Here is a 21,138-nt window from a genome sequence, read left to right as displayed (position 1 = left end):
TCAGGCGTTGGCCAGCTCGGCGGCCTTGTCGGCGCCCTCGTCCATGGTGGCGGCGAGGGTGACCAGCGGGTGCGCGTACTCGGCGAGGATCGCGCGACCCTCGTCGACCTTGTTGCCGTCGAGGCGGACGACCAGCGGCTTGGTGGCAGCGGAGCCCAGCTTCTCGAGGGCGCCCTTGATTCCGTTGGCGACCGCGTCGCAGGCGGTGATGCCGCCGAAGACGTTCACGAAGACGCTCTTGACCTGCTCGTCGCCGAGGATGACGTCCAGGCCCGCGGCCATGACGTCCGCGGACGCACCGCCACCGATGTCGAGGAAGTTGGCGGGCTTCACACTGCCGTGGTTCTCACCGGCGTACGCGACCACGTCGAGGGTCGACATGACCAGACCCGCGCCGTTGCCGATGATGCCGACCTGACCGTCGAGCTTGACGTAGTTGAGACCGGCCGCCTTCGCCTTCGCCTCGAGCGGGTTCTCGGTGGCCTCGTCGACCAGATCCTCGTGCTCGGGGTGGCGGATCTCGGAGGCGTTGTCGTCCAGCGAGACCTTGCCGTCCAGGGCGACGACCTCGCCCGAGCCGGTGAGCACGAGCGGGTTCACCTCGACGAGCGTGGCGTCCTCGCCCTTGTACACGTCGAACAGCTTGACGAACACGTCGGAGACGGCGTCGATGAGCTCCTCGGGGAAGTTCGCCTGCTTGGCGATCTCCAGCGCCTTGTCCTTGTCGATGCCCGTGAGCGGGTTCACCTCGACGCGGGCGAGAGCCTCGGGCTTCTCGACCGCGAGGACCTCGATCTCCATGCCGCCCTCGACCGAGCACAGGCTCAGGTAGGAGCGGTTGGCGCGGTCCAGCAGCACGGAGAAGTAGAACTCCTGCTTGATGTCGGCGCCCGCGGCGACCATGACCTTGTGGACCGTGTGGCCCTTGATGTCCATTCCGAGAATCGCCTCGGCGGCTTCGTAGGCCTCCTGCGGCGACTTCGCGACCTTGACGCCGCCGGCCTTGCCGCGGCCGCCGGTCTTCACCTGAGCCTTGACGACGACGACACCGGTTCCGATCTTCTCGGCGGCCGCCTTCGCCTCCTCAGGAGTCTCGGCGACGATACCGGCGAGAACCGGCACCCCGTACTTTTCGAAAAGGTCACGTGCCTGGTACTCGTACAGATCCACTGTTGTTCCTCCGGTGGGCTGCGATCTGGAAAAAGTCTCTCGATATCGAGATAACGACCGGTATCACAGCCTACTACCTCCGCCTGAGCGCCCGTGGCCGCGGGCGCTGATCTGTGCGCGGGCAGGTGGGGCGGCGGAACCCGCCGCACATCTGGGAGAATCAGAAGGATGAACGACAGCGCCACCCCCTCGCCCGAGTCCGCCTCCGCCTTCGGACCCGCCGCGGACGCGATCCCGCAGGTCGCCGATCCGTCCGACCTCCTCGCGGAGCTGGCATCGCGCGCCGAGGCGGGCGAGGCCACCCACATCGAGCTGGTGGAGGCGTTTCTTGCGGCGACCGTCTACGTTCCGTCGGTGACCGATCCGGAGGGTGGCACGATCGACCCCGTCATCTCCCGCGTGGACGAGGTGGACTACATGGTGGTCGCCAGCACCACCGGGGCGCTCGAGCACACCGGCGACGTGGCCAAGTTCGGCGTTCCGATGAGCGGACGCAACGTGGTCACCGGCATGAACCCGGAGCTGGCGCTCATGATCAACCTCTCCTTCGGCGCCTTCGCGATGCCGAAGGCGATGCTCGACGAGATCCGATCGCAGAACCCGCTCGGCTGATACTGAGTTTCACCTTTCACGACACCGCGTATCGCAGTACCCTCGTCCCATGAGCACTCCACGCCAGAGCACCCCCGACGTCTCGTCGGTGGTGGCTGCTGCCCTCACGCTCTTCGAGGAACAGGGATTCGAGCAGACCTCCGTCGATCAGATCGCGAAGGCCGCCGGCGTCTCCCGCTCCACCTTCTTCCGCCAGTTCGGCGGCAAGGACGATGTGGTGTTCGCCGACCACGAGTATGTCCTGGCCGAGGCTCGCGCGTTCCTCGATGATCGGCACGAGAACCCGTGGGTGGCCGTGACCGACGGCGCCATGCTGGTGTTCAAGCACTTCACCGCAGACATCGATGTGGCGCGCAAGCGATACGAGCTGGTGCGGCGGATCCCCGCTCTGCGCGAGCGTGAGATCGTGACGGTGTTCCGCTACGAGCGCCTGTTCGACGAGTATCTGCGGGGCGCGCTCCCCGGCCTCGACCCCGTTGACGCGGTGGGGTTCGCCGCGGTGGTGGCCGCCGTGCACAACCACGTGCTGCGCCAGATGCTGCGCGGACGGAAGGTGCCCGCCTCGACGCTGCGGGCGGCCCTGGACGACGCACTGCACCGCTTCGGCGTGCACCCGGACGGTGCCCGCGCCGCGGAGGACGACGTCGTGGTCGCGGTGTTCCCGCGCTCCATGCCGATGGCCGAGGTCACGCGTCGGGTGCAGGCGCAGATCGGCTGATACGCGAGCCTACAAACAAGACGGGCACCCGCGGATCGCGGGTGCCCGTCTTGTCGTGATCACTTGATACCGGTCATCGCGATGCCCTGGATGAAGTGCTTCTGCATGGCGATGAACAGCACCAGCACCGGGATCACGATGAGGAACGACCCGGCCATCTGCAGGCCGTAGTCCGCTCCGTGACCGCCTGCTTCCGCCGAGAACAGCGCGAGTGAGACGGGCAGCGTGTACATCGAGTCGTCCTGGGAGATGATCAGCGGCCACAGGAAGCTGTTCCACGACCCCATGAAGGTGAAGATGGCCAGCGTCGCCAGCGGTGCCTTGCACAGCGGCAGCACGATCTGGAAAAACGTGCGGAACTCCCCCGCTCCGTCGATGCGGGCGGCATCCAGCAGCGAGTCCGGAATCTCCAGCATGAACTGGCGCATCAGGAAGACCCCGAACGCGCCCACCATGCCGGGCAGGATGAGGCCCCAGTAGGTGTTGACCATCCCCAGGTTGGCCACCAGCACGAACTGCGGGATCAGCGTGACGATGCCCGGAACGAACATCGTCGACAGCACCACAACGATGATCACGTTCTTTCCCGGGAAGCGCATCTTCGCCAACGCCCAGCCCACCATCGAGGAGAACAGGAGCGTGGTGGCGACGGTGGCAGCGGCCAGCAGCACCGAGTTGAGGAACGGACGCAGAATGTCGAACTGGAAGAACCAGGCGGCGAAGTTGTCCAGGGTCGGACTCTTCGGCCACCAGGTCACCGGGCGCGACATGATCTCGGCCTTGGTCTTGAAGGCACCGAGCACCATCCAGACGAACGGGAGGACGGTGGCGGCCAACCCGATCGACAGGATCACCATCACCACGAGGTTTCCCCAGCGGAACGGCTTGTGCCGAGGGCGGTCGTCCGCCGGAGGAGTCACCGCGACGCGCGCGGCCGTATCGAGAGCAGCCATGTCAGGTCCTCTGCCGGAAGAAGCGGAACTGGATGAGGGCAAGGATCCCAACGAGCACGAAGAGGATGTAAGCCCCCGCGGCTCCCACGGAGTAGTTGCCGTACTTGAACTGGTTGTAGACCTGCAGCGCGATGGAGGTGGTCGACTCCAGCGGACCGCCGTTGGTCATCACGAACGGCTCGTCGAAGAACTGCATGTAACCCGTGGTCACCAGGATGGTGTTGAGCAGGATGGTCGGCATCATCATCGGGATGGTCACGCGGAAGAACTTCTGAACCGCGTTCGCCCCGTCGATCGAGGCCGCCTCGTTGATGTCGGAGGGGATGCTCTGGAGCCCCGCCAGGAAGATCACCATCGAGGATCCGATGTTGCGCCAGATCGCCATGATCGTGATCGCCAGCAGCGCCGTGTTCGGATCGCTCAGCCAGTTGGGCCCGTCGATTCCGATCCAGCCCAGCATGGTGTTGATCACGCCGGTGTCCTGGTACATGATGCGCCAGACCACGGCGACCGCCACGATGGTCGTGATGACCGGGGTGTAGTACCCCACCCGGAAGAAGGTGGCGACGCGCCGGCTCAGCGAGTTCAGGAGCACGGCCAAGACCAGCGCGATGAACAGGGTGGTCGGCACTCCGATCACGACGAACATCAGCGTGTTGCGCAGAGCCCGCAGGAACGACTCGTTCGTGAGGACGGAGACGAAGTTCTCGAATCCCACGAAGTTCACGTTGAACGGGTTGCGGATGTCACGAGCGCGGAGGTCCGTGAACGACATCGCGAGCGAACTCACCAGCGGAATGAGGCTGAACACACCGAACGTGAGCACGAACGGCGAGACGAACACCCAGGCGATGAGCGCGGAGCGGCGGCGCTGGGCGGCCAGGGAAGAAGTCTTCCCCGGCCGCCGCGCGGTGGATGTCACCATCCGAAGCCGATCGTCTCGGCCTGCGACTGGATCTCCTTCGCCGCATCAGCGCTGGAGATCTCCCCACGGGCGACCTGCTCGGAGTACTTGCTGATCAGATCGGAGATCTGCGACCATGCCGGGTAGTTCGGCGGAGCCACGGTGTCCTGCATCTGCTCCATCAGCGTCTTCGTGACGGGGTTCTCCTGGATGGCGGAGTCGTCACCTGCTGCGATGTTCGCGGGCAGTTCCTTCTGGAGCCCGTACCAGGCCTGCTGCTGCTCCGCCTCCCCCATCCACGACAGGAGCGACCACGCCGCTTCCTTGTTCTTCGACGCGGAGAAGACACCGAGGTTGCCGCCGCCGATGTACTGGTCGTTGTTGTCACCGGGGCCGGCGGGCGACACCGCGTAGCCCACGGAATCCATCGTGAAGCCTTCGGGCGCGGTGCCCTTGTCGATGAGCTCCTGGTACACGTCGAGCATCCACGGACCCGAGATGAGCATCGGCGTGCCGCCGTTCTCGAACGTGGCATCCGTGGTCTCGGCCGGTGCCTCACCGCGCGTGTAGAAGCCGGCATAGAAGTCCAGCGCCTGAATGAACTCCGGGGTGTCGATGGTCCACTTGTCGCCGTCGGTCATGCTGCCACCCGCCTGCGCAACGAACGGCACGATCACCTGCGCCGGCGACTCGGTGGGCTTGGGCAGGCTGAGACCGTAGGTTCCGCCCGGGCGGCTCTTGAAGGCCGCGGCCATCGCCTCCATCTCCTCCCACGTCGTGGGTGCCGACAGACCCAGCTGCTCGGCGAGATCCTTGCGGTAGAAGAGGAAGCGCGTCTCGACGTACCAGGGCATGGCGTAAGTGCCGTCCGGGCCGGTCACCGAGTCGATGGCCGCCGAGTAGAAGTCGTCCGACTTGTAAACACCATCCGGTACCTTGTCGAATCCGCCCATGCCGATGACCGTCGCGGTTTGATCGGAACCCGTCATGATGATGTCCGGCCCGGTGCCCGCTGCGGTTGCGGTCTGGATCTTCGTGATCACCTGATCCCAGGGGATGTCGGTGACCTTGAGCGTGGCATCCGGGTTCTCGGCGAGCCAGGTCTTCGCGAGCTTCTGCAGGTTGTCGGCATGTCCTCCCGCCGTCCAGACCTCGATGGTCCCCTGAGCCTTGCCCTCGGCTGCGACACCCGCGCCGCTGTCCGCGCCCCCGGCTTCGCCGTCGGCGCCGCGGCCACAGCCGCTCAGCAGCAGTGCGGCACCCAGCACCATGGCAGCCGTCGCGGTGACTCGTGTCCTGCGCATGCTCACTCCTTCGTGATTTCGAAACGGGTTCTCGAAATTTCGAACCCTCTCGTGGAACTATAGATCCGTTCGCACCGATTGGTCCAGCAGAACTTCTCAGAAAGAGTCTGCGTTTTGATCACGATCACGATAAGGTTTTTCGGAAAGTCTGCGAAAGGGAACTATGGCAGTCCAGCTCGCCCAGATCGCCGAAGAGGCGGGCGTCTCCGTCCCCACGGTCTCGAAAGTGCTCAACTCCCGCCCGGACGTGGCCAGCGCCACCCGCAAGCGCGTGGCCGAGGTGCTCACCCGGCACGGATACACCGTTCGCTCCCGCGCCCGCGTCACCACCGGCTTCCTCGACGTCCGCATCGTCGATCTCGATCGCGCGTGGTCCGAGGCCGTGGTGCGGGGTGCCGCGGAAGCGTCGAAACGGCACGACAAGGATCTGGTGCTCACCGTCGATCCCGATCCGGAGAACTGCGACGACTGGGTCCACCATGCGGTGGAACGTGGATCAGACGGCCTGCTGAGCGTGGTCGGCGTGCCTAGCGATGAGGCCCGCGAGCTGCTGGCCGAAGCCGGAATTCCGCTGGTCATCGTCGACCCGCTGCGTCGGGTTCCGGAGGGAACGTATTCGGTCGCGGCGACGAACTTCCAGGGTGCGTTCGATGCCGCCCAGCACCTCATCTCGTTGGGGCACCGTCGGATCGCAACCATCACCGGTCCCCTGGATCAGGCGAACGGCATCGCGCGCCTCGCGGGGTTTCAGGCCGCGATGCTGCAGTCGGGCGTGCCAGTGGATGACGAGCTCGTGATCCGGACGCACTACGGCGTCGATCAGGGTTACGCCGCCACGCGACGACTCCTCGCTCTCACCGAACGGCCCACAGCGATCTTTGCCGCCAGTGACGACAGCGCACTCGGTTCGATCCGCGCGCTGCGCGAGCACGGACTGCGCATCCCGGACGACATCTCGGTGGTGGGCTTCGATGACATCCCGCACTCGCAGTGGACCGACCCGCCGCTCACGACCATCCGTCAACCGCTGGCGCAGATGGGAAGCGCGGCAGTGGACGCGCTCATCCGGTCCCGCGCGGGTCAGCGTCTCGCCGCGCATACGGAGCTTTCGACGACCCTCGTGGTGCGGTCTTCGTCCACGGCGCCCGCCGCGGACTGAAGCGCGGAGCTGAGGTTATGGGCGGAGACCCGTGGGAGCATGGAGTGTGACTGACGCCCTGTCCCCTGCCTCCCGCCTCGCCCTGGACGAGGCGTTCGAGCGCGACGCGAACCGCGGCGGTTTCGCACAGGGCGGCACGATCACGGTGATCGGAAGCGATGCTCTCGCTGCTGCCGTGCGCGAGCGTTTCCGTGCCTCGGTCCGTGTGTTCGATGAGCACACCCCGGTTCATGTCGCAGCTCCGGCGGGCTGCGAGCGCCATGGTTTGGCCCCGGAGCTCGTCGACGGGGTGATTCTCGTCGTGGGCGAGCTTCCTCAGACACTCGCCGGGGTCGATGAGATCGCCGGCCTCGTCGCGCGGTTCGCCGATGCCGACGTGCTCGTCGTCCTCGCCGCACGCGAGAAGGACCTCGAGCGCGGGATGAACGACCGCCTCCGCGCGTCGTTCTCCGAGGTGTCCGCGAGCCGGGGCCGCGACAAAGCTCGCGCGCTGATCGCGTCGGTACCGCGACCGGCCCCCTCTCCGTCATACCCGCGGTCCGAGCTGGTCAGCGGTCTGGAGTTTCCCATCGCCGCCCATGGTGCGGTGTTCGCAGGAACGCGACTGGACATCGGGACGCGGGCGCTGCTGGATCAGCTGGGCGATGAACTCGACGCTGCTGCCCTTCCGGAGCGGCCCACCGTGGTGGATCTCGGATGCGGGACGGGGATCCTGGCGGTGTGGGCGGCGCGGCACCTGCCGGATGCGCGGGTCATCGCGACGGATCGGTCGTGGTCGGCCGTGTCATCGGCCTCCCGCACCGCTGAGCTCGCCGGCGTCGCGGGCCGCGTCGACACCGTCCACGCCGACGCCGGCGACGGGATTCCGGATCGCAGCGTTGACGTCGTGCTGCTCAATCCGCCGTTCCATGACGGTCGTGCCGTGATCGACGACATGGCGCAGCCGCTGTTCCGTGCGGCGGGGCGGATGCTTCGTTCCGGGGGCACGCTGCTCACCGTGTACAACTCACATCTCCGCCACCGCGGCGCACTGGAGCGCATCGTAGGACCCACGTCCCAGGTATCGCGCACGCCGAAGTTCACCGTCACGCGCTCGATCGCCCGGTAAAGATGGGATAGGCGGGCGCCCCGCGCTGGCCCCGTTCTCGTCGGCGGTGGCACCGTTTCGGTGTGATGTCGAAGGAACTCGCCATCAGCGACCGTGGATTCTGTGGTGTGGAGCGTGGCACCGCCTCGTGCTCGACCCCGACACGGAGAGCAAGCTCGCCGCGAAAGCGTCACAGCGGGCGTAGCCGTCGCTGCTGCCGTCGATGGGCTTCTGCGCAAGGACCGCGCGAACCCGTGGTCGCTCAGCGTGCCACCGAGACCACCGGAGCCTGGGCCTCGGCGCCACCGTAGCTCGGGCGGACCTGAAGCTCCCCGCTGGCTCGATGCGCACGCTGACGCCTGCTCTCGGCGGACGAGTGTAAGCACAGCCTCGCGCGTCCTACGGGAAGTGAGAGGCACGGGCCGCGGGTCACTCCCGTGAGAGCTCCCGGTGATGTGGCTTGCGGATCCAGCGTTGATGGGGATCCCAGAGGAGCGGGGCTTGCACTTCTGGCACGCCGTCGCGGATGCGAATCCGCCACCCGGATTGTTCGAGGGTGCGGTGGTGATGAAAGCAGAGCGCAACACCATTGCTTGTGTGGGTGGCCCCGCCGTTCGCCCATTCGGTGACGTGGTGATGCTCGCACCAGGAGGCCGGGACATGACAGCCAGGAATGATGCACTCCCGGTCCCGATCGTTGATCGCTCGACGCTGCGTGGGCGTGAAGATGCGCGCCTCGCTGCTGATCGCCGTGATTGCCTGGTTCACGTCGTAGTGCAGGTGCTGGATGCCGCCGGTGCAGGTGATGCGCAGTGCCGTGGCGACACTGATCGGGATCTCGAGCCCGGGGAGTTCCGCCTGCGCCACGGAGTCGGGACGGTGCGCGGTGCCGCCGCTGCTGCGGACGGTTCCTATCCGAGGTTCCGGACCGAGCTCCGCACCGGTGTCTTCTGCATCGGAGGGCTGATGGGCATCGGCGTGCTGCGTGAGTGCGCCGCTGGTGAGACGCACCAGCAGCGTGGGTGCATGACCCTGGAGCGAGGGGGCGCGTCCGGACTCGGCGGCGATGCGCAGCATGGCAGACAGCGCGTCATGACGCTTCTGGGCCGGCGTGCGGCGGTCGTCCGCGCGCGACGGTAGGCATACGCATGTCATCGCGGATCCCGATTCGGTGCCCCAATCCCCCACGGGAGCCCCGTCCTCGGGCAAGGCGCTGGCGAGTGCCCCGTTCGCGTCTTGCGCACCGCAGACGCACGAATGTGCATCGACGTCGCCTTCAGAGGACGCGGGAGCCTGCGACGAATCGTGGAAGCGAACACCACTCGGCGCTGGGATTGCGCCGCTGGTGATCCCGCCGGCGACGGCCGGGTCGCCGTTCGTCGCCGCGAAAGGCTCCGGGATCGGGGGCGCCGAGGGGTTGTTGTAGGCGTCGAGAAGCAGCTGAAGTTGCACAGCTGTCTCAGGAAGCAGTGCACCACGAATCGGCACAAGACCACCGACGGGAGCGCCGAGCGTTATGCCGCGCTTCAGCAGCGCGATGCGCTCGGCCGGTTCGACTCCGTCGGGGTCGATGCGCGCGAGCACCGCCTGAGACATCGCACGGAGGTCCGAAGCTGGGCAGGACACGTTCCATGCCGCACCCCGGTCGATTCCCTCGGCTGGGTCGTCAGGATTCGCGTCCGGCTCGCCGTTGGGCACTGCGTGCACGCCACGCGCGAGGTCGACGAGGAATTGCTCGGCCTCCTGAATCGCCACCACACCGATGCGTGGAGCGGCATCGTTCAGGACGCCAGCGATCGCGAGAACCCCGTCCGTCCCCAGAACTCCGCACCGAGCTGCCTCAGCGACCGCCGGAAACAGGCCAGGCAAGACCGCTCCGGACAGATCTGTGGACTGTGTGATCAGCCCCGCAGCCCGCACCCACTGGCGCGCTGAGCGATCGCTCACACCCGCCGCGCGCTCGATCACCTCCGCCACCGTGCGGCATCCGATCCGGGTGGTCATCCGTGCTCCGCGATCCGCCGATGATGAACGCTGCTGGACCTCGCCCACCGTGTTCAGCAACGCACCCTCGACGAGACGCAGGACCCCACCGAGCACTCGCAGCCTGGCAACGAGCTCCTCGTCGGTTGCTGCGCCCTGGCTCGCGGGCAGTTCCGCGAGCGCCTGCGCCAGTTCCAGACCCGCGCCAGTGACCTGGTCGAGTGCCTCGGAACCGTTCATGAACATAGCTCCATTCAACTCGGGGCCACCGACATTCGACCGGTGTTTTCCCCAGCTCAGTGGATATATTCAAAGATCGTTTCGTTGCTCCCCAGGCGGCGGTGTCCACAGGCGTCGCGGCCACCGGGCGGGTACTCGGGCCGAGGCCACGACCTCACCCGTTCCTGGACCCGTCCTCGCCTGTCGGCGGATCGAAACGCGCCAACGACGGTCGCGTTGGGGTACCCGACCGGTCAGGCTTCACGCGTGCCGACGCGATCACTCCTCCCCGGTCGCCGTCGGCAGCGAATCCCGAAGCACGAACAATCGCTCCAACAGGATGAGCAGTTCCCCCGATTCGACGTAGTGGGCGATGTGCCCGTCTGAGAACCGCTCTCCCCGCAGGATGTAGGTGAACCAGGTCGACAGCTCCGCTCCCGAGACGGAACCGAGCGGCACCGCGCGGACGCGCTCATACGAGTCGAGGTAGTCGTAGTCCGCGCCGACGATGTCCTGCGCTGCCCACAGTGCTTTCATCAGCACGTCGTCGTATTCGGGGTACGGCATCGTCCACGCACCCGAAGATGTCATCCGGCTCGGCGTCCACTGCACCTGGTGGCCACCGATCAGCAGCTCCCGCCCCCGCTGTACCTGCTCCCACTGATCGTCCATGGGTCCGCTCCCTCTCGCTTCGCCCCGATGCACGCCGGCTCGGAGAGGATCGTCCGCAGCGGCGCGCACTCCACGATAGTCACGCACCGGGTGCGCTCGATCAGATCAGGTCATCCTTCGCCTGCTCGATCGCCCCGCTCCACCAGGAGGCGGGGCTCTTCGCAGCCTGTGGATCGATCCGGCGCAGCGTCCGCAGCAGATTTCTCACTCGCACGGAGTGCGGGAGAGCGGCGGACGTCGGAGGCGGGCTGATCTTCCCCGCTCGGAAGGCGGCGAGACGTTCGGCGGCCTGATCCGCGGTCAGCACCCGGGGGCCGGGCGATGGCCCTGCCGAACGCAGATAGTCGGCGAATGCCTGCAGGAAGCCGGCCGTCGCCGCCCGATCCCGATTCAGCGCGACGGTGTGACGGCCCGCGACGTCGAAGACCGCCGTCGTCGCATCCGCCACGAACTCCACGACGAGGAACTCCCCGTCATGGACGTGACCGATCACGACAGCATCTCGATCGAGACCTGGCGGGGGCGGGTGCTCGCTGTTCTCGACCAGAACCATGCCGAGGGGTGAGTCGATGCTCGTCACACGCACAACGATAGTCAGCCCACCAGGGCGCCCGACTCCTCCCGCACGATCGCGCGCACCGCGTCCCGCCCGGCACGATTCGCGCCGATCGTCGACTGACTCGGGCCGTAGCCGATGAGAAACAGGCGCGGCTCGTCGATCGAGCGCCCGTCGGCGACCCGAATGCCGCCTTCCGGAGTGCGCAGACCGAGCGGGGCGAGATGCGCGATCGCCGGACGGAACCCTGTCGCCCAGAGGATGACGTCGGCGTGCTCGAGAGTGCCGTCGGGCATGCGGACGCCGTCCGGCTCCACCCTCGTGAACATCGGGTGACGCACCAGCACACCCTTGTCATGCGCGCGCTGCACCCACGGCGTCCAGATGTCGCCGGTCACCGAGATGACGCTTCCGGGCGGAAGCCCCGCGCGCACGCGCTGCTCAACACCGTCGAGAGCCTCGATCCGAGAAGCGGTGGTCCACTCGCCCCGCTTCCAGTCCGGCTGGCGGCGCGCCACCCAGAAGGTCTCCGTGACATCGGAGATCTCGTCCAGCAGCTGGAGGGCCGACACACCACCACCGACGATCACGACCCGCTTGCCGAGGAACGCCTCCCGCGACACATAGTTCGCGGTGTGAAGCTGGATGCCGCGGAAGGTCTCGCGGCCCGGCACGTAGGGCCAGTACGGCTGCGTCCAGGTGCCCGTCGAGTTGATCACGTACCGCGCCGCCCAGGAACCCTCGTCCGTCTCGACGATGAGACGTCCACGCGGATCCGCGTCCGCTCGACGCACCGCGCGCACGCGCACCGGGCGCTGCACGCGGAGATCGAATCGCTCCTCGTAGGCCGCAAAGTACGGCGGCAGAGCATCACGTGCGGGCATCGCGGCATCCGCCGGGGGAACCGGGAAGCCCGGCAGCTCGTAGATGCCGTTCACCGTCCCCATGCGCAGCGATTCCCAGCGGTGCTGCCACGCGCCGCCCGGACGGTCGTCGGCGTCGAGGATCACGAAAGTGCGTTCGCCATCTTCTCCAGCGGGCACAAAGCCACGTCGACGCAGATGATGACCGGCCGACAGCCCGGCCTGCCCGGCACCGATCACGACCACATCGACGGTTTCGGGGGCGCTGCTCATGCCTCCCTCAACGTTCACCCCCGGCGGGGCATTCCATCACTCAAGGTGCACTTTCAGCTTGGTAGTGCAAAAATTGCATTCTATGGAGACAAGTGCAGAATCCTTGCGCGAGCGCCGTCGTCGCGAGACCGCCGACGCGCTCACCGCGACAGCACGCCGCCTCACCACCGAACAGGGCTTCACCGGCTTCACCGTCGATGAGCTGTGCGCCGAGGTCGGCGTCTCGCGCCGCACCTTCTTCAACTACTTCGCCAGCAAGGAGCACGCGGTCTTCGGATTCACCGCGAACGATCCGCGCAGCGAAGCGCTGGATGCCGAGTTCCTCGCCCGCGACGGCGATCTGCTGAGCGACTTCGTCGAACTTAGTGTGCGCCGCTTCGAGGTGTTCAACCCGATCGACGGCGCCCGTGGACTGTTCGCACTCATCGACCAGGAGCCGCGACTGCTGAAGAGCCTGTTCGACCAGCTCGGCGAGAACGAGCGCCGTGATCGGGAGCTGGTCGCTCGGCGCATGACCGGGGACGACGTCGAGCTTCGGGCCGAAGTCCTCGTGCACTCCGTCGGCGCGCTGGTGCGCATGTGCATGGACCAGACCCTCCACCAGAGCTCGCCCGAGAGCTTCCGCGACCTCATCGCCCAGCGCCTCCGCGTCGCGCGCTCCCTCCTCGTGCCCACACAGAAAGTCGATTGAATGTCCGCACCCGTAACGCAGGATGCACCGTTCCTGCTCACCCGGCGCCGCGTCTGGATCATCTTCAGCGCGCTGATCGCCGGAATGCTGCTCTCCAGCCTCGACCAGACCATCGTGTCCACCGCCATGCCGACGATCGTCGGCCAGCTCGGCGGCGTGGATCACCAGGTCTGGATCACCACCGCCTACCTGCTCGCCACCACCATCGTGATGCCCATCTACGGCAAGTTCGGTGACGTGCTGGGACGGCGGAACCTGTTCCTCATCGCCATCGCACTGTTCACGCTCGCCTCGGTGGGCTGTGCCTTCGCCGGCGACTTCTGGACCTTCGTGGTCTTCCGCGCCCTCCAAGGCCTCGGCGGCGGCGGTCTGATGATCCTGTCGCAGGCGATCATCGCCGACATCGTGCCCGCCAACGAGCGCGGCAAGTTCATGGGCCCCCTCGGCGCCGTCTTCGGCCTCTCCGCCGTCGCCGGTCCGCTTCTCGGCGGCTTCTTCGTGGACCACCTCACCTGGCAGTGGGCCTTCTACATCAACATCCCGGTCGGGATCGCGGCATTCATCATCGCGCTGGTGGCCCTCCAGCTGCCCAGCAAGAAGGCCCAGAGGCCGATCGACATCCTCGGCGTGATCCTGCTGTCGATCGCCACCACCTGCCTCATCTTCTTCACCGACTTCGGTGGCGATAAGGAGTTCGGCTGGTCCTCCCCCGCCACCTGGGCGTGGGGTGCGGGTCTGGTCGCGGCCGCGGCGGCTTTCATCCTCACCGAGGCACGCGCGGCGGATCCCATCATCCCGCTCAGCCTGTTCCGCAACCCGATCTTCATCAACGCCACCGCGATCGGTCTGGTGCTGGGAATCGGCATGTTCGCCGCGATCGGCTTCGTGCCGACCTTCCTGCAGATGTCCTCGGGCACCTCGGCAGCGGCGTCGGGCCTGCTCATGATCCCGATGATGGTGGGTCTGATGGGAACGTCGATCTTCTCCGGAATCGCGATCTCCAAGACCGGCAAGTACCGGATCTACCCGATCCTCGGCACGATCATCACGGGTGCGGCCATGGCGGCGTTCACGACGCTGTCCGCCACCACGCCCATCTGGCTGATCTGCGTGTTCCTGTTCGTCTTCGGCGCTGGCCTCGGTCTGATCATGCAGGTGGTGGTGCTCGTCGTACAGAACGCCGTTCCGGCGAGCGAGATCGGCACGGCCACCAGCACGAACAACTACTTCCGCGAGGTGGGCGCCTCGCTCGGCACCGCGGTGTTCGGGACGATCTTCACGACCCGACTCACGGAGAACCTGCTGGGCGTGTTCGCCGGTGCGGGCGCCTCACCCGACGACGCGTCGGCCGCGGCGTCGACCATCGACCCGGCAACGCTCAGCACGCTTCCGGACGAGGTGCGCGACGGCATCGTCACGGCCTACGCCGACGCGCTCGCACCGGTGTTCTGGTACCTGATCCCGTTCGTGGTGGTCGCTCTGATCCTCTCGCTCTTCCTGAAGCAGATCCCGCTGTCGGATCAGGCCGGCCTCGTCGCTCGCGGCGAAGCGATCAGCGGCGAGGAAGCCGAGCGACTGGAGGCCGAGCAGCGCGCTGGCACTGCCGCTCCCGCGTCGGACGCACCCCCGCGCGGCTGATCCGCCGCGGGCGCGGCGCCGCCCCCGAGAAACCCAGACAAGTCCGAGAAACCCCGCAACGCAGGGTTTCTCGGACTTGTTTGGGTTTCTCGCGTGGTTGACCTAGAGGTCGGCGAGCGGAAGAGCGGGGTTCGCCTCCAGCACCGCAGTCAGATCGGACTCGAACAGCTCGATGTACACGGCGTCGTCACCGGAGAAGCGCAACACAGTCACGAGGGCATCCGCGAGCAACTCGGCAGCCTCGCGATCCGCACCCTCGGGGAAGGTACGGGCATGGTTCGGGGAGACATCATCGCTGCCCGCGCTGAAGCCCCAGCCACGTAGTGCCGCAACCTGCAGGCCCGACAACTGCGGATCGTTGATCTCGTTGGACGAGACCTCGATGATGATCGAGCCGTCGTCGTCACGCGTGCCCTGGACATAGGGCGGCTGCACGGCGTCGCGCACCACCTCGACCACCCACGGGTCGTCCTCGCGGATCAGGTGCTCGAACAGGTTGGCCAGCGCCTCGCGCACGGGGGACGTCTCGTCGGTCATGCGCTCATCCTGCCACGGCCTCCGAGTGTCGGGCGCACGCCACGGTGTCTCCGCACCCTGCGCACAGCACTACGCGGTTGCGGCAGGCGTCATCGGCACAGTTGACCATGCGGGTGGTGGGCGTCTCGCAGACCGCGCACCGACCGATCACCTTCGGATCCCGCCCGACCGGGACCGATTCCCGGCCGTCGAAGACGTAGAGCGAGCCCTCCCAGAGGCCGGTGCTGCCGAAGCTCTCGCCGTAGCGGACGATGCCGCCGTCCAGCTGGTACACCTCGCCGAAGCCACGGGAGGTCATGAGGCTCGACAGCACCTCGCAGCGGATTCCACCGGTGCAGTAGGTGACCACGGGCTTGCCCTTGAGATGGTCGTACTTGCCGGAGTCGAGCTCGGCGATGAAGTCGTGTGTCGTCTCCACATCCGGCACGATCGCGCCACGGAACCGACCGATCTCGGCCTCGAACGCGTTGCGCCCGTCGAAGAAGACGACGTCGTCGCCCCGCTCGGCCACCAGATCGTGCAGCGCCCCGGGACTCAGATGCACGCCACCGCCGACCACACCGTTCTCGTCCACGCGTAGCTCTCCGGGTGCCCCGAAGGAGACGATCTCGTCCCGCACGCGCACACTCAGCCGCGGGAAGTCGAGACTCAGTCCCTCCTCGTCGAGACCGGTGCCATTGGACCACTTGACGTCGACCCCCGCGAACGCGGGATACTCCTTCGTCTTGCGGACGTACTTCTTCAGCGCGGCCATGTCGCCGCCGAGTGTGCCGTTGATCCCGTCCCGGGAGATGAGGATGCGACCGCGCAGGCCCAGCCCCTCGCAGAGGTCGCGCTGCCACAGCCGCACCGCATCCGGGTCGGTGATGGGCGCGAACACGTAGTACAGGATGATCTTGGCGGGCACGATTCCAGGTTACGCGGATCAGGCCCAGAGGAACCCGGCAGCCGGGGCCGGTGGTGCCGACACGACGAGCCGCGCCAGCTGCACGGCTCCATCCAGCGGTCCACCCGCCGGCGCGACGAGTTCGGCGTCTGGCCGCAGCTCGCGGACCACCGCGCGGAACGTGGCCGCATACTCGTCCGAGCGCAGCAGACCACCGGTCGCGGAGATGCGCGGCGGCAGGCCTCGCAGCGCGGCGACGGCGGAGTGCGCGGCCTCGGTCGCGGCCTCGCGAATGATCTGGCGCGCGGACGGATCATCCAGTCCGGCGACATCGGCCGCGAACGACGCGAGCACACCGGCACGATCATCGCGCGTGTACAGCTGCCCGGGCCACGTCATCGGTTCACCGAACCGTTCCTGCGCCGCGTCCAGCAGCGCGCCCGCGTCGGCGACGACACCGTCACGCTGGCGCATCGCCGCCTGCAGCGCCCGCATTCCGATCCAGGAACCGGACCCTCGATCCCCGAGCAGGTGCCCCCAGCCGTCGACGCGGTTCCACACGCCGCGGAAATCCGCGCCGAGGGCGATCGCTCCGGTGCCGACCGCGATCACGGCACCGCTCGCACCACTAAGCGCGCCCAAGTGTCCGGTGACGGCGTCGATGCTGGCGGCGACTGAGGCACGCGGAACGCGCTCGCGCACGCGACGCACGAGGTCGTTCGGATCTGCCACGAGCGTCGCAATCCCGGTGGCACCGATTCCGATCCCGACGATCGCAGAATCCGGAGAATCACGCAGCGCCTGCTCGATCAGGGCGAGCGCGAGGTCGGGTCCCGCACTGCCGACTGCCGTCACCGCGCCGCGCGGACCGCTGCCCTCGGCGAGCACCGTCCCGTCGGCGGACACCAGTCGCGACCGCGATCCGGTGCCGCCGATGTCGATGCCGAGGAATGCCGTCGTCACCGGGGTGAACCTCAGGCCGAGAGGTGCGCGAGCGCGGCGCGCACCGAGCCGCTTCCGGCCGCGAGCGCCGCCGATGCCTCCGCTGCTGTGACCGCAGCGACGGTCATGACGATGGCGGTCTTGAGGTCGCCGCCGGACTCCTCCAGGCGAGTGCGGGCCTCCGCGTCTTCGATTCCCGTGGCCTCACGCAGGATCCTCACCGTGCGCTCGCGCAACTTGGCGTTGGTCGCCACGACCGAGACCATCAGGTTGCCCCAGGTGCGACCGACAGCCACCATGAGCGCCGTGGAGAAGCCGTTCAGCACGAGCTTCTCGGCGGTGGCTGCCTTCAGACGAGTGGATCCCGTGAGAACCTCGGCTCCGGTCTCCAGCACGATGTCGAAGTCGGCCAGTGGTGCCAGCGACGCGTGCGGGTTCGACGAGATCAGCACGGTGTGGGCACCGGCAGCCCGTGCGGCACGCAGCGCGCCTCCGACGTACGGGGTGTTGCCGCTGGCTGCGAGTCCGACCGCGACATCACCGGGGCGCAGGTCGGCTGCGGCGGCCGCGCCGTCCTCCTCGGAGTCCTCGGCGTTCTCCACCGCGTCCAGCAACGCCGTCTCGCCCCCGGCGATATGCGCGACGACACGGCCGCGCTCCAAGTTGAACGTCGGCCGCAGCTCGGCGGCGTCCAGCACGCCGAGTCGTCCCGACGTCCCGGCACCGAAGTAGTGCACGTTGCCGCCGGCGCGGAAGGACTCCGCTGCCAGGTCCACCAGCTGAGCCAGCTGCGGGATGATCCGCTGCACCGCATCGACGGCGACGCGGTCCTGATCGTTGAGGAGTTGCAGCACGTCCGCCGCGGGCAGGGCGTCCAGATCAGCCGATGCCTCGAGTCGCTGCTCGGTGGGCGGAAGCGGCCGCGCGGCTGCGGCGTCGGGGGTTGCGTTCATGCTGTGGTGCCTCACTCGGAAGAATGTTCTCAGTCCAGTATGGTGAAAAATATTCAGAGTTCAATCGCGCCTTGAACATTTTTGCCACACTGACGGGTATTCTCAGGTGGCACCGGTGCGTGAGCCCGGTGGCACCACTCAGCACGAAGGAGCGGCCATGAGCGATGTGCTCACGAGCCTGCGGCAGAAGCTCGGATCGATGAGCCGCACGGAGCGTCTCGTCACCGACGCGGTGCTGCACGATCCGAACCTCGTGCTGCACTCGACCATCACCGAGCTCGCCGAGTCGGTCGGCGTATCCACCGCTTCGGTCACCCGCATGTGTCGCGCCGCGGGTTTCGCCGGCTACAAGGACTTCCGGCTCGCCTTCGCCTCCGCATACAGCCGTGAGGAGGCTTCACGCGAGCACTTCCAGGTGGCGGACGCGGACATCTCCACCGAGGATTCCGTGGCAGACCTGGTCTCGAAGGTCGCCTACCAGGAGGTCCGGGCGATCGAGGACACCGCGCGCGCCCTGGATCTCACGGCTCTCGATGCTGCCGCCACCGCCCTGCGCGCTGCGTCCCGCGTCGAGGCGTTCGGTGTCGGATCCTCCAGCCTCACCGCCCAGGATCTGCAGCTGAAGCTGCATCGCATCGGCACGCCCACCTTCTGTTGGAGCGACACCCACCTCGCGCTCACGTCCGTGGCCAGCACGGATGAGCGCAGCGTTGTGCTCGGGATCTCACATTCCGGTTACACGCTCGAGACGCAGCAGGTGCTCGCCCTCGCCCGAGAGCGCGGTGCCACCACCATCGCGATCACCAACGATGCGTCCTCCCCCGTCGCCCTCGCCGCCGACATCGTGCTCACGACCGTGGCGCGCGAGGCCGCCTTCCGCACCGCGGCGATGTCGAGCCGGCTCGCCCAGATGGTGATCGTCGACTTCCTCGTGGTGCGGGTGGTGCAGCGCAACTTCACGACGGCGGAGCGGCTGCTGGTGGCCAGCCACGACGCGGTGCGCGCGCACAAGCTCCCGCGCCGCTGAGCGCGACCGACTTCAGCGACGCCGCAGCCCCGCATCCGCGTCCACGATGACGTCGCCGAACAGGCGGTGCAGCGCGCGACGATCAGCGGGCGAGAACCAGCTGAGCTCCACGGCCGCCGTACTGCCGGATCGTGTGCGGAAGCTCCAGCCCGCCAGCGCCGGCATCCGCGGGCGGGACGGGATGTTCTCCACGACGTGCGTGAAGTCGGTCAGCGGTGCCCGCCACGTCGGCCGGAATCGCCGCGTCAGCACCACCTCTCGGTCATCCAGCGAGATCGTGGTTCCGGTCGCGATGAGCGTCATCACGCCGAAGATCGCGAGCAGGGCGACCACAACGACCACGGAGGCGATCGGATTGCTGCGTGAGACGCCCCAGACGATCACCAGCCCGCCGGCCCAGAGCAGAGCGTAGGAGGTGAGCGGCCCCCAGAATCCGCCTCGGATCACGACGGGTGCGAGCGGCGGAGTGAACACGTCTCGATCGTATCGGTCGACTCAGGTGTGCACGCCGTCGAGGTACCACCAGCGCCCGCTCTGGCGGACGAAGCGGCTGCGCTCGTGGACCCGTCCGAGTTTCGCCCGAAGCCTCGCGGTAGCGCGCGACGAACTCCACGACGCCCCGCTTGACATCGTCGGTCACGGGTGGCGCGTCGAGGATCTCCAGCCCGAGCCAGCGGGTGCCGTCGTCGAGCGAGAGCTCCTCCGGCGCCGTGCCCGGATGCCACGTGCTCAGCAGGTACTCCGCGTCGCCGCGTGCGAAGGCCGTGTAGCGCGAGCGCATGAGCTGCTCCGGCGACGCGGGCACCGCGTCTCGGTTCAGGAAGGGCAGGCAGCAGACGTCCGCCGCGACACCGGATCCACAGGGGCACATGCTCATTCCCCTATTCTCGTCGCGTGACGCCGGGGCCTCGACAACCACGGAGCCAGGCGGGAGCATGAACGCATGCTCTTCGATCTGCCCGCACCGATGCTCGCCAAAGCCGTCGGCGCCATTCCGGACCCTGCCCGACACCCCGGCGGCCTGCTGTTCGAGCCGAAGTGGGACGGCTTCCGGGTGCTCGCGGCGTGGGACGGCACCGACGTGGAGCTCGGCTCCCGCGGTGCCAAGCCCTTGACCCGTTACTTCCCGGAGCTGGTCGAGGCGCTGCCGCGGCTGCTCCCGCGCCCCGCGATCATCGACGGCGAGATCGTCGTGGCCACCGGCCCCGCGGGTTCGCGCCGGCTGGACTGGGAGGCGCTGTCCCAGCGCATCCACCCGGCCGCCTCCCGCGTGGCGCTGCTGTCCGAACAGACTCCGGCGATGATCGTGGCCTTCGATCTGCTGCGCGACGGCGATGACGACCTCACCGCGCTGCCCTTCCGCGAGCGGCGTGAGCGCCTCCTCGCGCTGCTCGCTACGGCGTCCGATCCGCTGCACGTGACGCGAGCCACCACGGACGCCGACGCGGCCGCGGACTGGCTCAGCCGATTCGAGGGCGCAGGACTGGACGGCGTGGTGGCCAAACCCCTCGACGACGCCTACCACCCCGGCAAGCGAGCGATGCTGAAGATCAAGCATGCGCGCACGGCCGATGTCGTCGCTCTCGGATACCGCGTCCACTCGTCGGGTTCGGGCGTCGGCTCGATCCTGGTCGGACTCTACGGTGACGACGGCGTGCTCCGTCAGGTGGGCGGGGTATCCGCCTTCACCAACGCACGACGCCAGGAGCTGGTGGACGAGCTCGAGCCGCTCGTGGAGCGCGACGCCGAGGGGCAGCTGGTGCGGGCCGAAGGCGAGCGCAGCCGGTTCAGCGGCAGCAAGGACGTCAGCTTCGTGCCGCTGCGGCCCGAGCGCGTCCTCGAGGTCCGTTACGACCAGCTGGAGGGACTGCGCTTCCGGCACACCGTGCAGTTCGAGCGCTGGCGTCCGGACCGCGACCCGCGTTCCTGCACCTACGAACAGCTCGAGCACGTCCCCCGTTTCGATCTGGACGACGTGCTCGAAGGCTGAT

Annotated in this window: 22 protein-coding genes and 1 pseudogene; 8 read left to right on the top strand and 15 right to left on the bottom strand. The window is 67.6% G+C overall.

Annotation, left to right across the window (positions count from 1 at the left end; genetic code table 11):
- A complete protein-coding gene (sucC, locus tag ABTV68_RS04805; protein WP_433676479.1) occupies positions 1-1,170 on the bottom strand; it encodes an ADP-forming succinate--CoA ligase subunit beta in 1,170 nt (389 codons plus the stop codon).
- Positions 1,171-1,338: 168 nt separating this feature from the next.
- On the opposite strand from sucC, the gene ABTV68_RS04800 reads away from it, so the two are divergent.
- Positions 1,339-1,782: a hypothetical protein gene (locus ABTV68_RS04800; RefSeq protein WP_433676478.1), complete on the top strand. Its 444-nt coding sequence runs from the start codon at positions 1,339-1,341 to the stop codon at positions 1,780-1,782.
- A gap of 49 nt (positions 1,783-1,831) precedes the next feature.
- Positions 1,832-2,500 carry a TetR/AcrR family transcriptional regulator gene (locus ABTV68_RS04795; RefSeq protein ID WP_433676477.1) on the top strand — a complete coding sequence of 223 codons (669 nt, stop codon included), beginning with the start codon at positions 1,832-1,834 and terminating at the stop codon, positions 2,498-2,500.
- 59 nt (positions 2,501-2,559) lie between these two features.
- On the opposite strand, the gene ABTV68_RS04790 is transcribed toward ABTV68_RS04795, so the two are convergent.
- From ABTV68_RS04790 to ABTV68_RS04780, 3 genes are read right to left on the bottom strand one after another with little or no spacing between them, the layout of a single operon-like run.
- Positions 2,560-3,453, bottom strand: a complete 894-nt coding sequence (locus ABTV68_RS04790; RefSeq protein WP_433676476.1) for a carbohydrate ABC transporter permease — start codon at positions 3,451-3,453, stop codon at positions 2,560-2,562.
- A 1-nt stretch (position 3,454) separates the two neighbouring features.
- A complete protein-coding gene (locus ABTV68_RS04785) occupies positions 3,455-4,378 on the bottom strand; it encodes a carbohydrate ABC transporter permease (protein ID WP_433676475.1) in 924 nt (307 codons plus the stop codon).
- Positions 4,372-5,661, bottom strand: a complete 1,290-nt coding sequence (locus tag ABTV68_RS04780) for an extracellular solute-binding protein (protein ID WP_433676474.1) — start codon at positions 5,659-5,661, stop codon at positions 4,372-4,374. Before ABTV68_RS04780 ends, ABTV68_RS04785 begins: the two co-directional genes overlap by 7 nt.
- A 163-nt stretch (positions 5,662-5,824) precedes the next feature.
- Here ABTV68_RS04780 and ABTV68_RS04775 point away from each other — a divergent pair, with 163 nt between their 5' ends.
- Positions 5,825-6,820 carry a LacI family DNA-binding transcriptional regulator gene (locus ABTV68_RS04775; protein ID WP_433676473.1) on the top strand — a complete coding sequence of 332 codons (996 nt, stop codon included), beginning with the start codon at positions 5,825-5,827 and terminating at the stop codon, positions 6,818-6,820.
- 46 nt (positions 6,821-6,866) lie between these two features.
- Entirely contained in the window at positions 6,867-7,928 is a 1,062-nt protein-coding gene (locus ABTV68_RS04770; RefSeq protein WP_433676472.1) for a class I SAM-dependent methyltransferase, read from the top strand.
- Between the two features lie 408 nt (positions 7,929-8,336).
- On the opposite strand, the gene ABTV68_RS04765 is transcribed toward ABTV68_RS04770, so the two are convergent.
- The 4 genes from ABTV68_RS04765 to ABTV68_RS04750 form a co-directional block, all read right to left on the bottom strand.
- Positions 8,337-10,130, bottom strand: coding sequence for a DUF222 domain-containing protein (locus ABTV68_RS04765; protein WP_433676471.1), 1,794 nt, complete (start codon positions 10,128-10,130; stop codon positions 8,337-8,339).
- A 258-nt stretch (positions 10,131-10,388) separates the two neighbouring features.
- Positions 10,389-10,781: a DUF6508 domain-containing protein gene (locus ABTV68_RS04760; RefSeq protein WP_433676470.1), complete on the bottom strand. Its 393-nt coding sequence runs from the start codon at positions 10,779-10,781 to the stop codon at positions 10,389-10,391.
- A 100-nt stretch (positions 10,782-10,881) separates the two neighbouring features.
- Positions 10,882-11,361, bottom strand: coding sequence for a hypothetical protein (locus ABTV68_RS04755; protein ID WP_433676469.1), 480 nt, complete (start codon positions 11,359-11,361; stop codon positions 10,882-10,884).
- A gap of 14 nt (positions 11,362-11,375) precedes the next feature.
- On the bottom strand, positions 11,376-12,473 hold the full coding sequence (locus ABTV68_RS04750) for an NAD(P)-binding domain-containing protein (RefSeq protein ID WP_433676468.1): 1,098 nt from the start codon (positions 12,471-12,473) through the stop codon (positions 11,376-11,378).
- An 82-nt stretch (positions 12,474-12,555) separates the two neighbouring features.
- On the opposite strand from ABTV68_RS04750, the gene ABTV68_RS04745 reads away from it, so the two are divergent.
- Both ABTV68_RS04745 and ABTV68_RS04740 read left to right on the top strand, forming a co-directional pair.
- Positions 12,556-13,164, top strand: a complete 609-nt coding sequence (locus tag ABTV68_RS04745) for a TetR/AcrR family transcriptional regulator (protein WP_433676467.1) — start codon at positions 12,556-12,558, stop codon at positions 13,162-13,164.
- Entirely contained in the window at positions 13,165-14,802 is a 1,638-nt protein-coding gene (locus ABTV68_RS04740) for an MDR family MFS transporter (protein ID WP_433676466.1), read from the top strand.
- A 102-nt stretch (positions 14,803-14,904) separates the two neighbouring features.
- Here ABTV68_RS04740 and ABTV68_RS04735 read toward each other — a convergent pair whose 3' ends face one another.
- From ABTV68_RS04735 to murQ, 4 genes are read right to left on the bottom strand one after another with little or no spacing between them, the layout of a single operon-like run.
- The gene (locus ABTV68_RS04735) at positions 14,905-15,339 is read right to left on the bottom strand and encodes a TY-Chap domain-containing protein (RefSeq protein WP_433676465.1); all 435 of its coding nucleotides are present in this window, start codon (positions 15,337-15,339) and stop codon (positions 14,905-14,907) included.
- Between the two features lie 4 nt (positions 15,340-15,343).
- Positions 15,344-16,249, bottom strand: coding sequence for a rhodanese-related sulfurtransferase (locus tag ABTV68_RS04730; protein ID WP_433677546.1), 906 nt, complete (start codon positions 16,247-16,249; stop codon positions 15,344-15,346).
- Between the two features lie 15 nt (positions 16,250-16,264).
- Positions 16,265-17,188: an N-acetylglucosamine kinase gene (locus ABTV68_RS04725; protein WP_433676464.1), complete on the bottom strand. Its 924-nt coding sequence runs from the start codon at positions 17,186-17,188 to the stop codon at positions 16,265-16,267.
- Positions 17,189-17,199: 11 nt separating this feature from the next.
- Positions 17,200-18,120, bottom strand: coding sequence for an N-acetylmuramic acid 6-phosphate etherase (gene murQ / locus ABTV68_RS04720; protein WP_433676463.1), 921 nt, complete (start codon positions 18,118-18,120; stop codon positions 17,200-17,202).
- Between the two features lie 157 nt (positions 18,121-18,277).
- On the opposite strand from murQ, the gene ABTV68_RS04715 reads away from it, so the two are divergent.
- Complete coding sequence (locus ABTV68_RS04715; RefSeq protein ID WP_433676462.1) at positions 18,278-19,147, top strand: MurR/RpiR family transcriptional regulator; 870 nt, start codon at positions 18,278-18,280, stop codon at positions 19,145-19,147.
- A 12-nt stretch (positions 19,148-19,159) separates the two neighbouring features.
- Here the strand turns inward: ABTV68_RS04715 and ABTV68_RS04710 are convergent, their stop codons facing one another.
- The 3 genes and pseudogenes from ABTV68_RS04710 to ABTV68_RS04700 all read right to left on the bottom strand — a co-directional run.
- Positions 19,160-19,621: a hypothetical protein gene (locus ABTV68_RS04710; protein ID WP_433676461.1), complete on the bottom strand. Its 462-nt coding sequence runs from the start codon at positions 19,619-19,621 to the stop codon at positions 19,160-19,162.
- 21 nt (positions 19,622-19,642) lie between these two features.
- Entirely contained in the window at positions 19,643-19,777 is a 135-nt protein-coding gene (locus ABTV68_RS04705) for a YchJ family metal-binding protein (RefSeq protein ID WP_433676460.1), read from the bottom strand.
- A gap of 31 nt (positions 19,778-19,808) precedes the next feature.
- Positions 19,809-19,928 (bottom strand): annotated as a pseudogene (locus ABTV68_RS04700) (YchJ family metal-binding protein); the annotation flags it as partial.
- Between the two features lie 162 nt (positions 19,929-20,090).
- Between ABTV68_RS04700 and ABTV68_RS04695 the strand changes: the two are divergent.
- Positions 20,091-21,137, top strand: a complete 1,047-nt coding sequence (locus ABTV68_RS04695) for an ATP-dependent DNA ligase (RefSeq protein WP_433676459.1) — start codon at positions 20,091-20,093, stop codon at positions 21,135-21,137.
- Position 21,138 lies beyond the last annotated feature (1 nt).

The sequence above is a fragment of the Microbacterium gorillae genome, assembly GCF_050990725.1.
GTDB lineage: Bacteria > Actinomycetota > Actinomycetes > Actinomycetales > Microbacteriaceae > Microbacterium > Microbacterium gorillae_A.
Note: the sequence above shows the minus strand (reverse complement) of the source record. Positions and strands in the feature narration are given on the sequence as shown.

Coding starts and splice junctions, on each gene's coding strand:
- ABTV68_RS04735 (WP_433676465.1), bottom strand. CDS start 15,339: ATGACCGACGAGACGTCCCCCGTGCGCGAGGCGCTGGCCAACCTGTTC.
- ABTV68_RS04785 (WP_433676475.1), bottom strand. CDS start 4,378: ATGGTGACATCCACCGCGCGGCGGCCGGGGAAGACTTCTTCCCTGGCC.
- murQ (WP_433676463.1), bottom strand. CDS start 18,120: ATGAACGCAACCCCCGACGCCGCAGCCGCGCGGCCGCTTCCGCCCACC.
- ABTV68_RS04765 (WP_433676471.1), bottom strand. CDS start 10,130: ATGAACGGTTCCGAGGCACTCGACCAGGTCACTGGCGCGGGTCTGGAA.
- ABTV68_RS04745 (WP_433676467.1), top strand. CDS start 12,556: ATGGAGACAAGTGCAGAATCCTTGCGCGAGCGCCGTCGTCGCGAGACC.
- ABTV68_RS04705 (WP_433676460.1), bottom strand. CDS start 19,777: ATGTCAAGCGGGGCGTCGTGGAGTTCGTCGCGCGCTACCGCGAGGCTT.
- ABTV68_RS04795 (WP_433676477.1), top strand. CDS start 1,832: ATGAGCACTCCACGCCAGAGCACCCCCGACGTCTCGTCGGTGGTGGCT.
- ABTV68_RS04800 (WP_433676478.1), top strand. CDS start 1,339: ATGAACGACAGCGCCACCCCCTCGCCCGAGTCCGCCTCCGCCTTCGGA.
- ABTV68_RS04715 (WP_433676462.1), top strand. CDS start 18,278: ATGAGCGATGTGCTCACGAGCCTGCGGCAGAAGCTCGGATCGATGAGC.
- ABTV68_RS04760 (WP_433676470.1), bottom strand. CDS start 10,781: ATGGACGATCAGTGGGAGCAGGTACAGCGGGGGCGGGAGCTGCTGATC.
- ABTV68_RS04750 (WP_433676468.1), bottom strand. CDS start 12,473: ATGAGCAGCGCCCCCGAAACCGTCGATGTGGTCGTGATCGGTGCCGGG.
- ABTV68_RS04775 (WP_433676473.1), top strand. CDS start 5,825: ATGGCAGTCCAGCTCGCCCAGATCGCCGAAGAGGCGGGCGTCTCCGTC.
- ABTV68_RS04790 (WP_433676476.1), bottom strand. CDS start 3,453: ATGGCTGCTCTCGATACGGCCGCGCGCGTCGCGGTGACTCCTCCGGCG.
- ABTV68_RS04695 (WP_433676459.1), top strand. CDS start 20,091: ATGCTCTTCGATCTGCCCGCACCGATGCTCGCCAAAGCCGTCGGCGCC.
- ABTV68_RS04740 (WP_433676466.1), top strand. CDS start 13,165: ATGTCCGCACCCGTAACGCAGGATGCACCGTTCCTGCTCACCCGGCGC.
- ABTV68_RS04780 (WP_433676474.1), bottom strand. CDS start 5,661: ATGCGCAGGACACGAGTCACCGCGACGGCTGCCATGGTGCTGGGTGCC.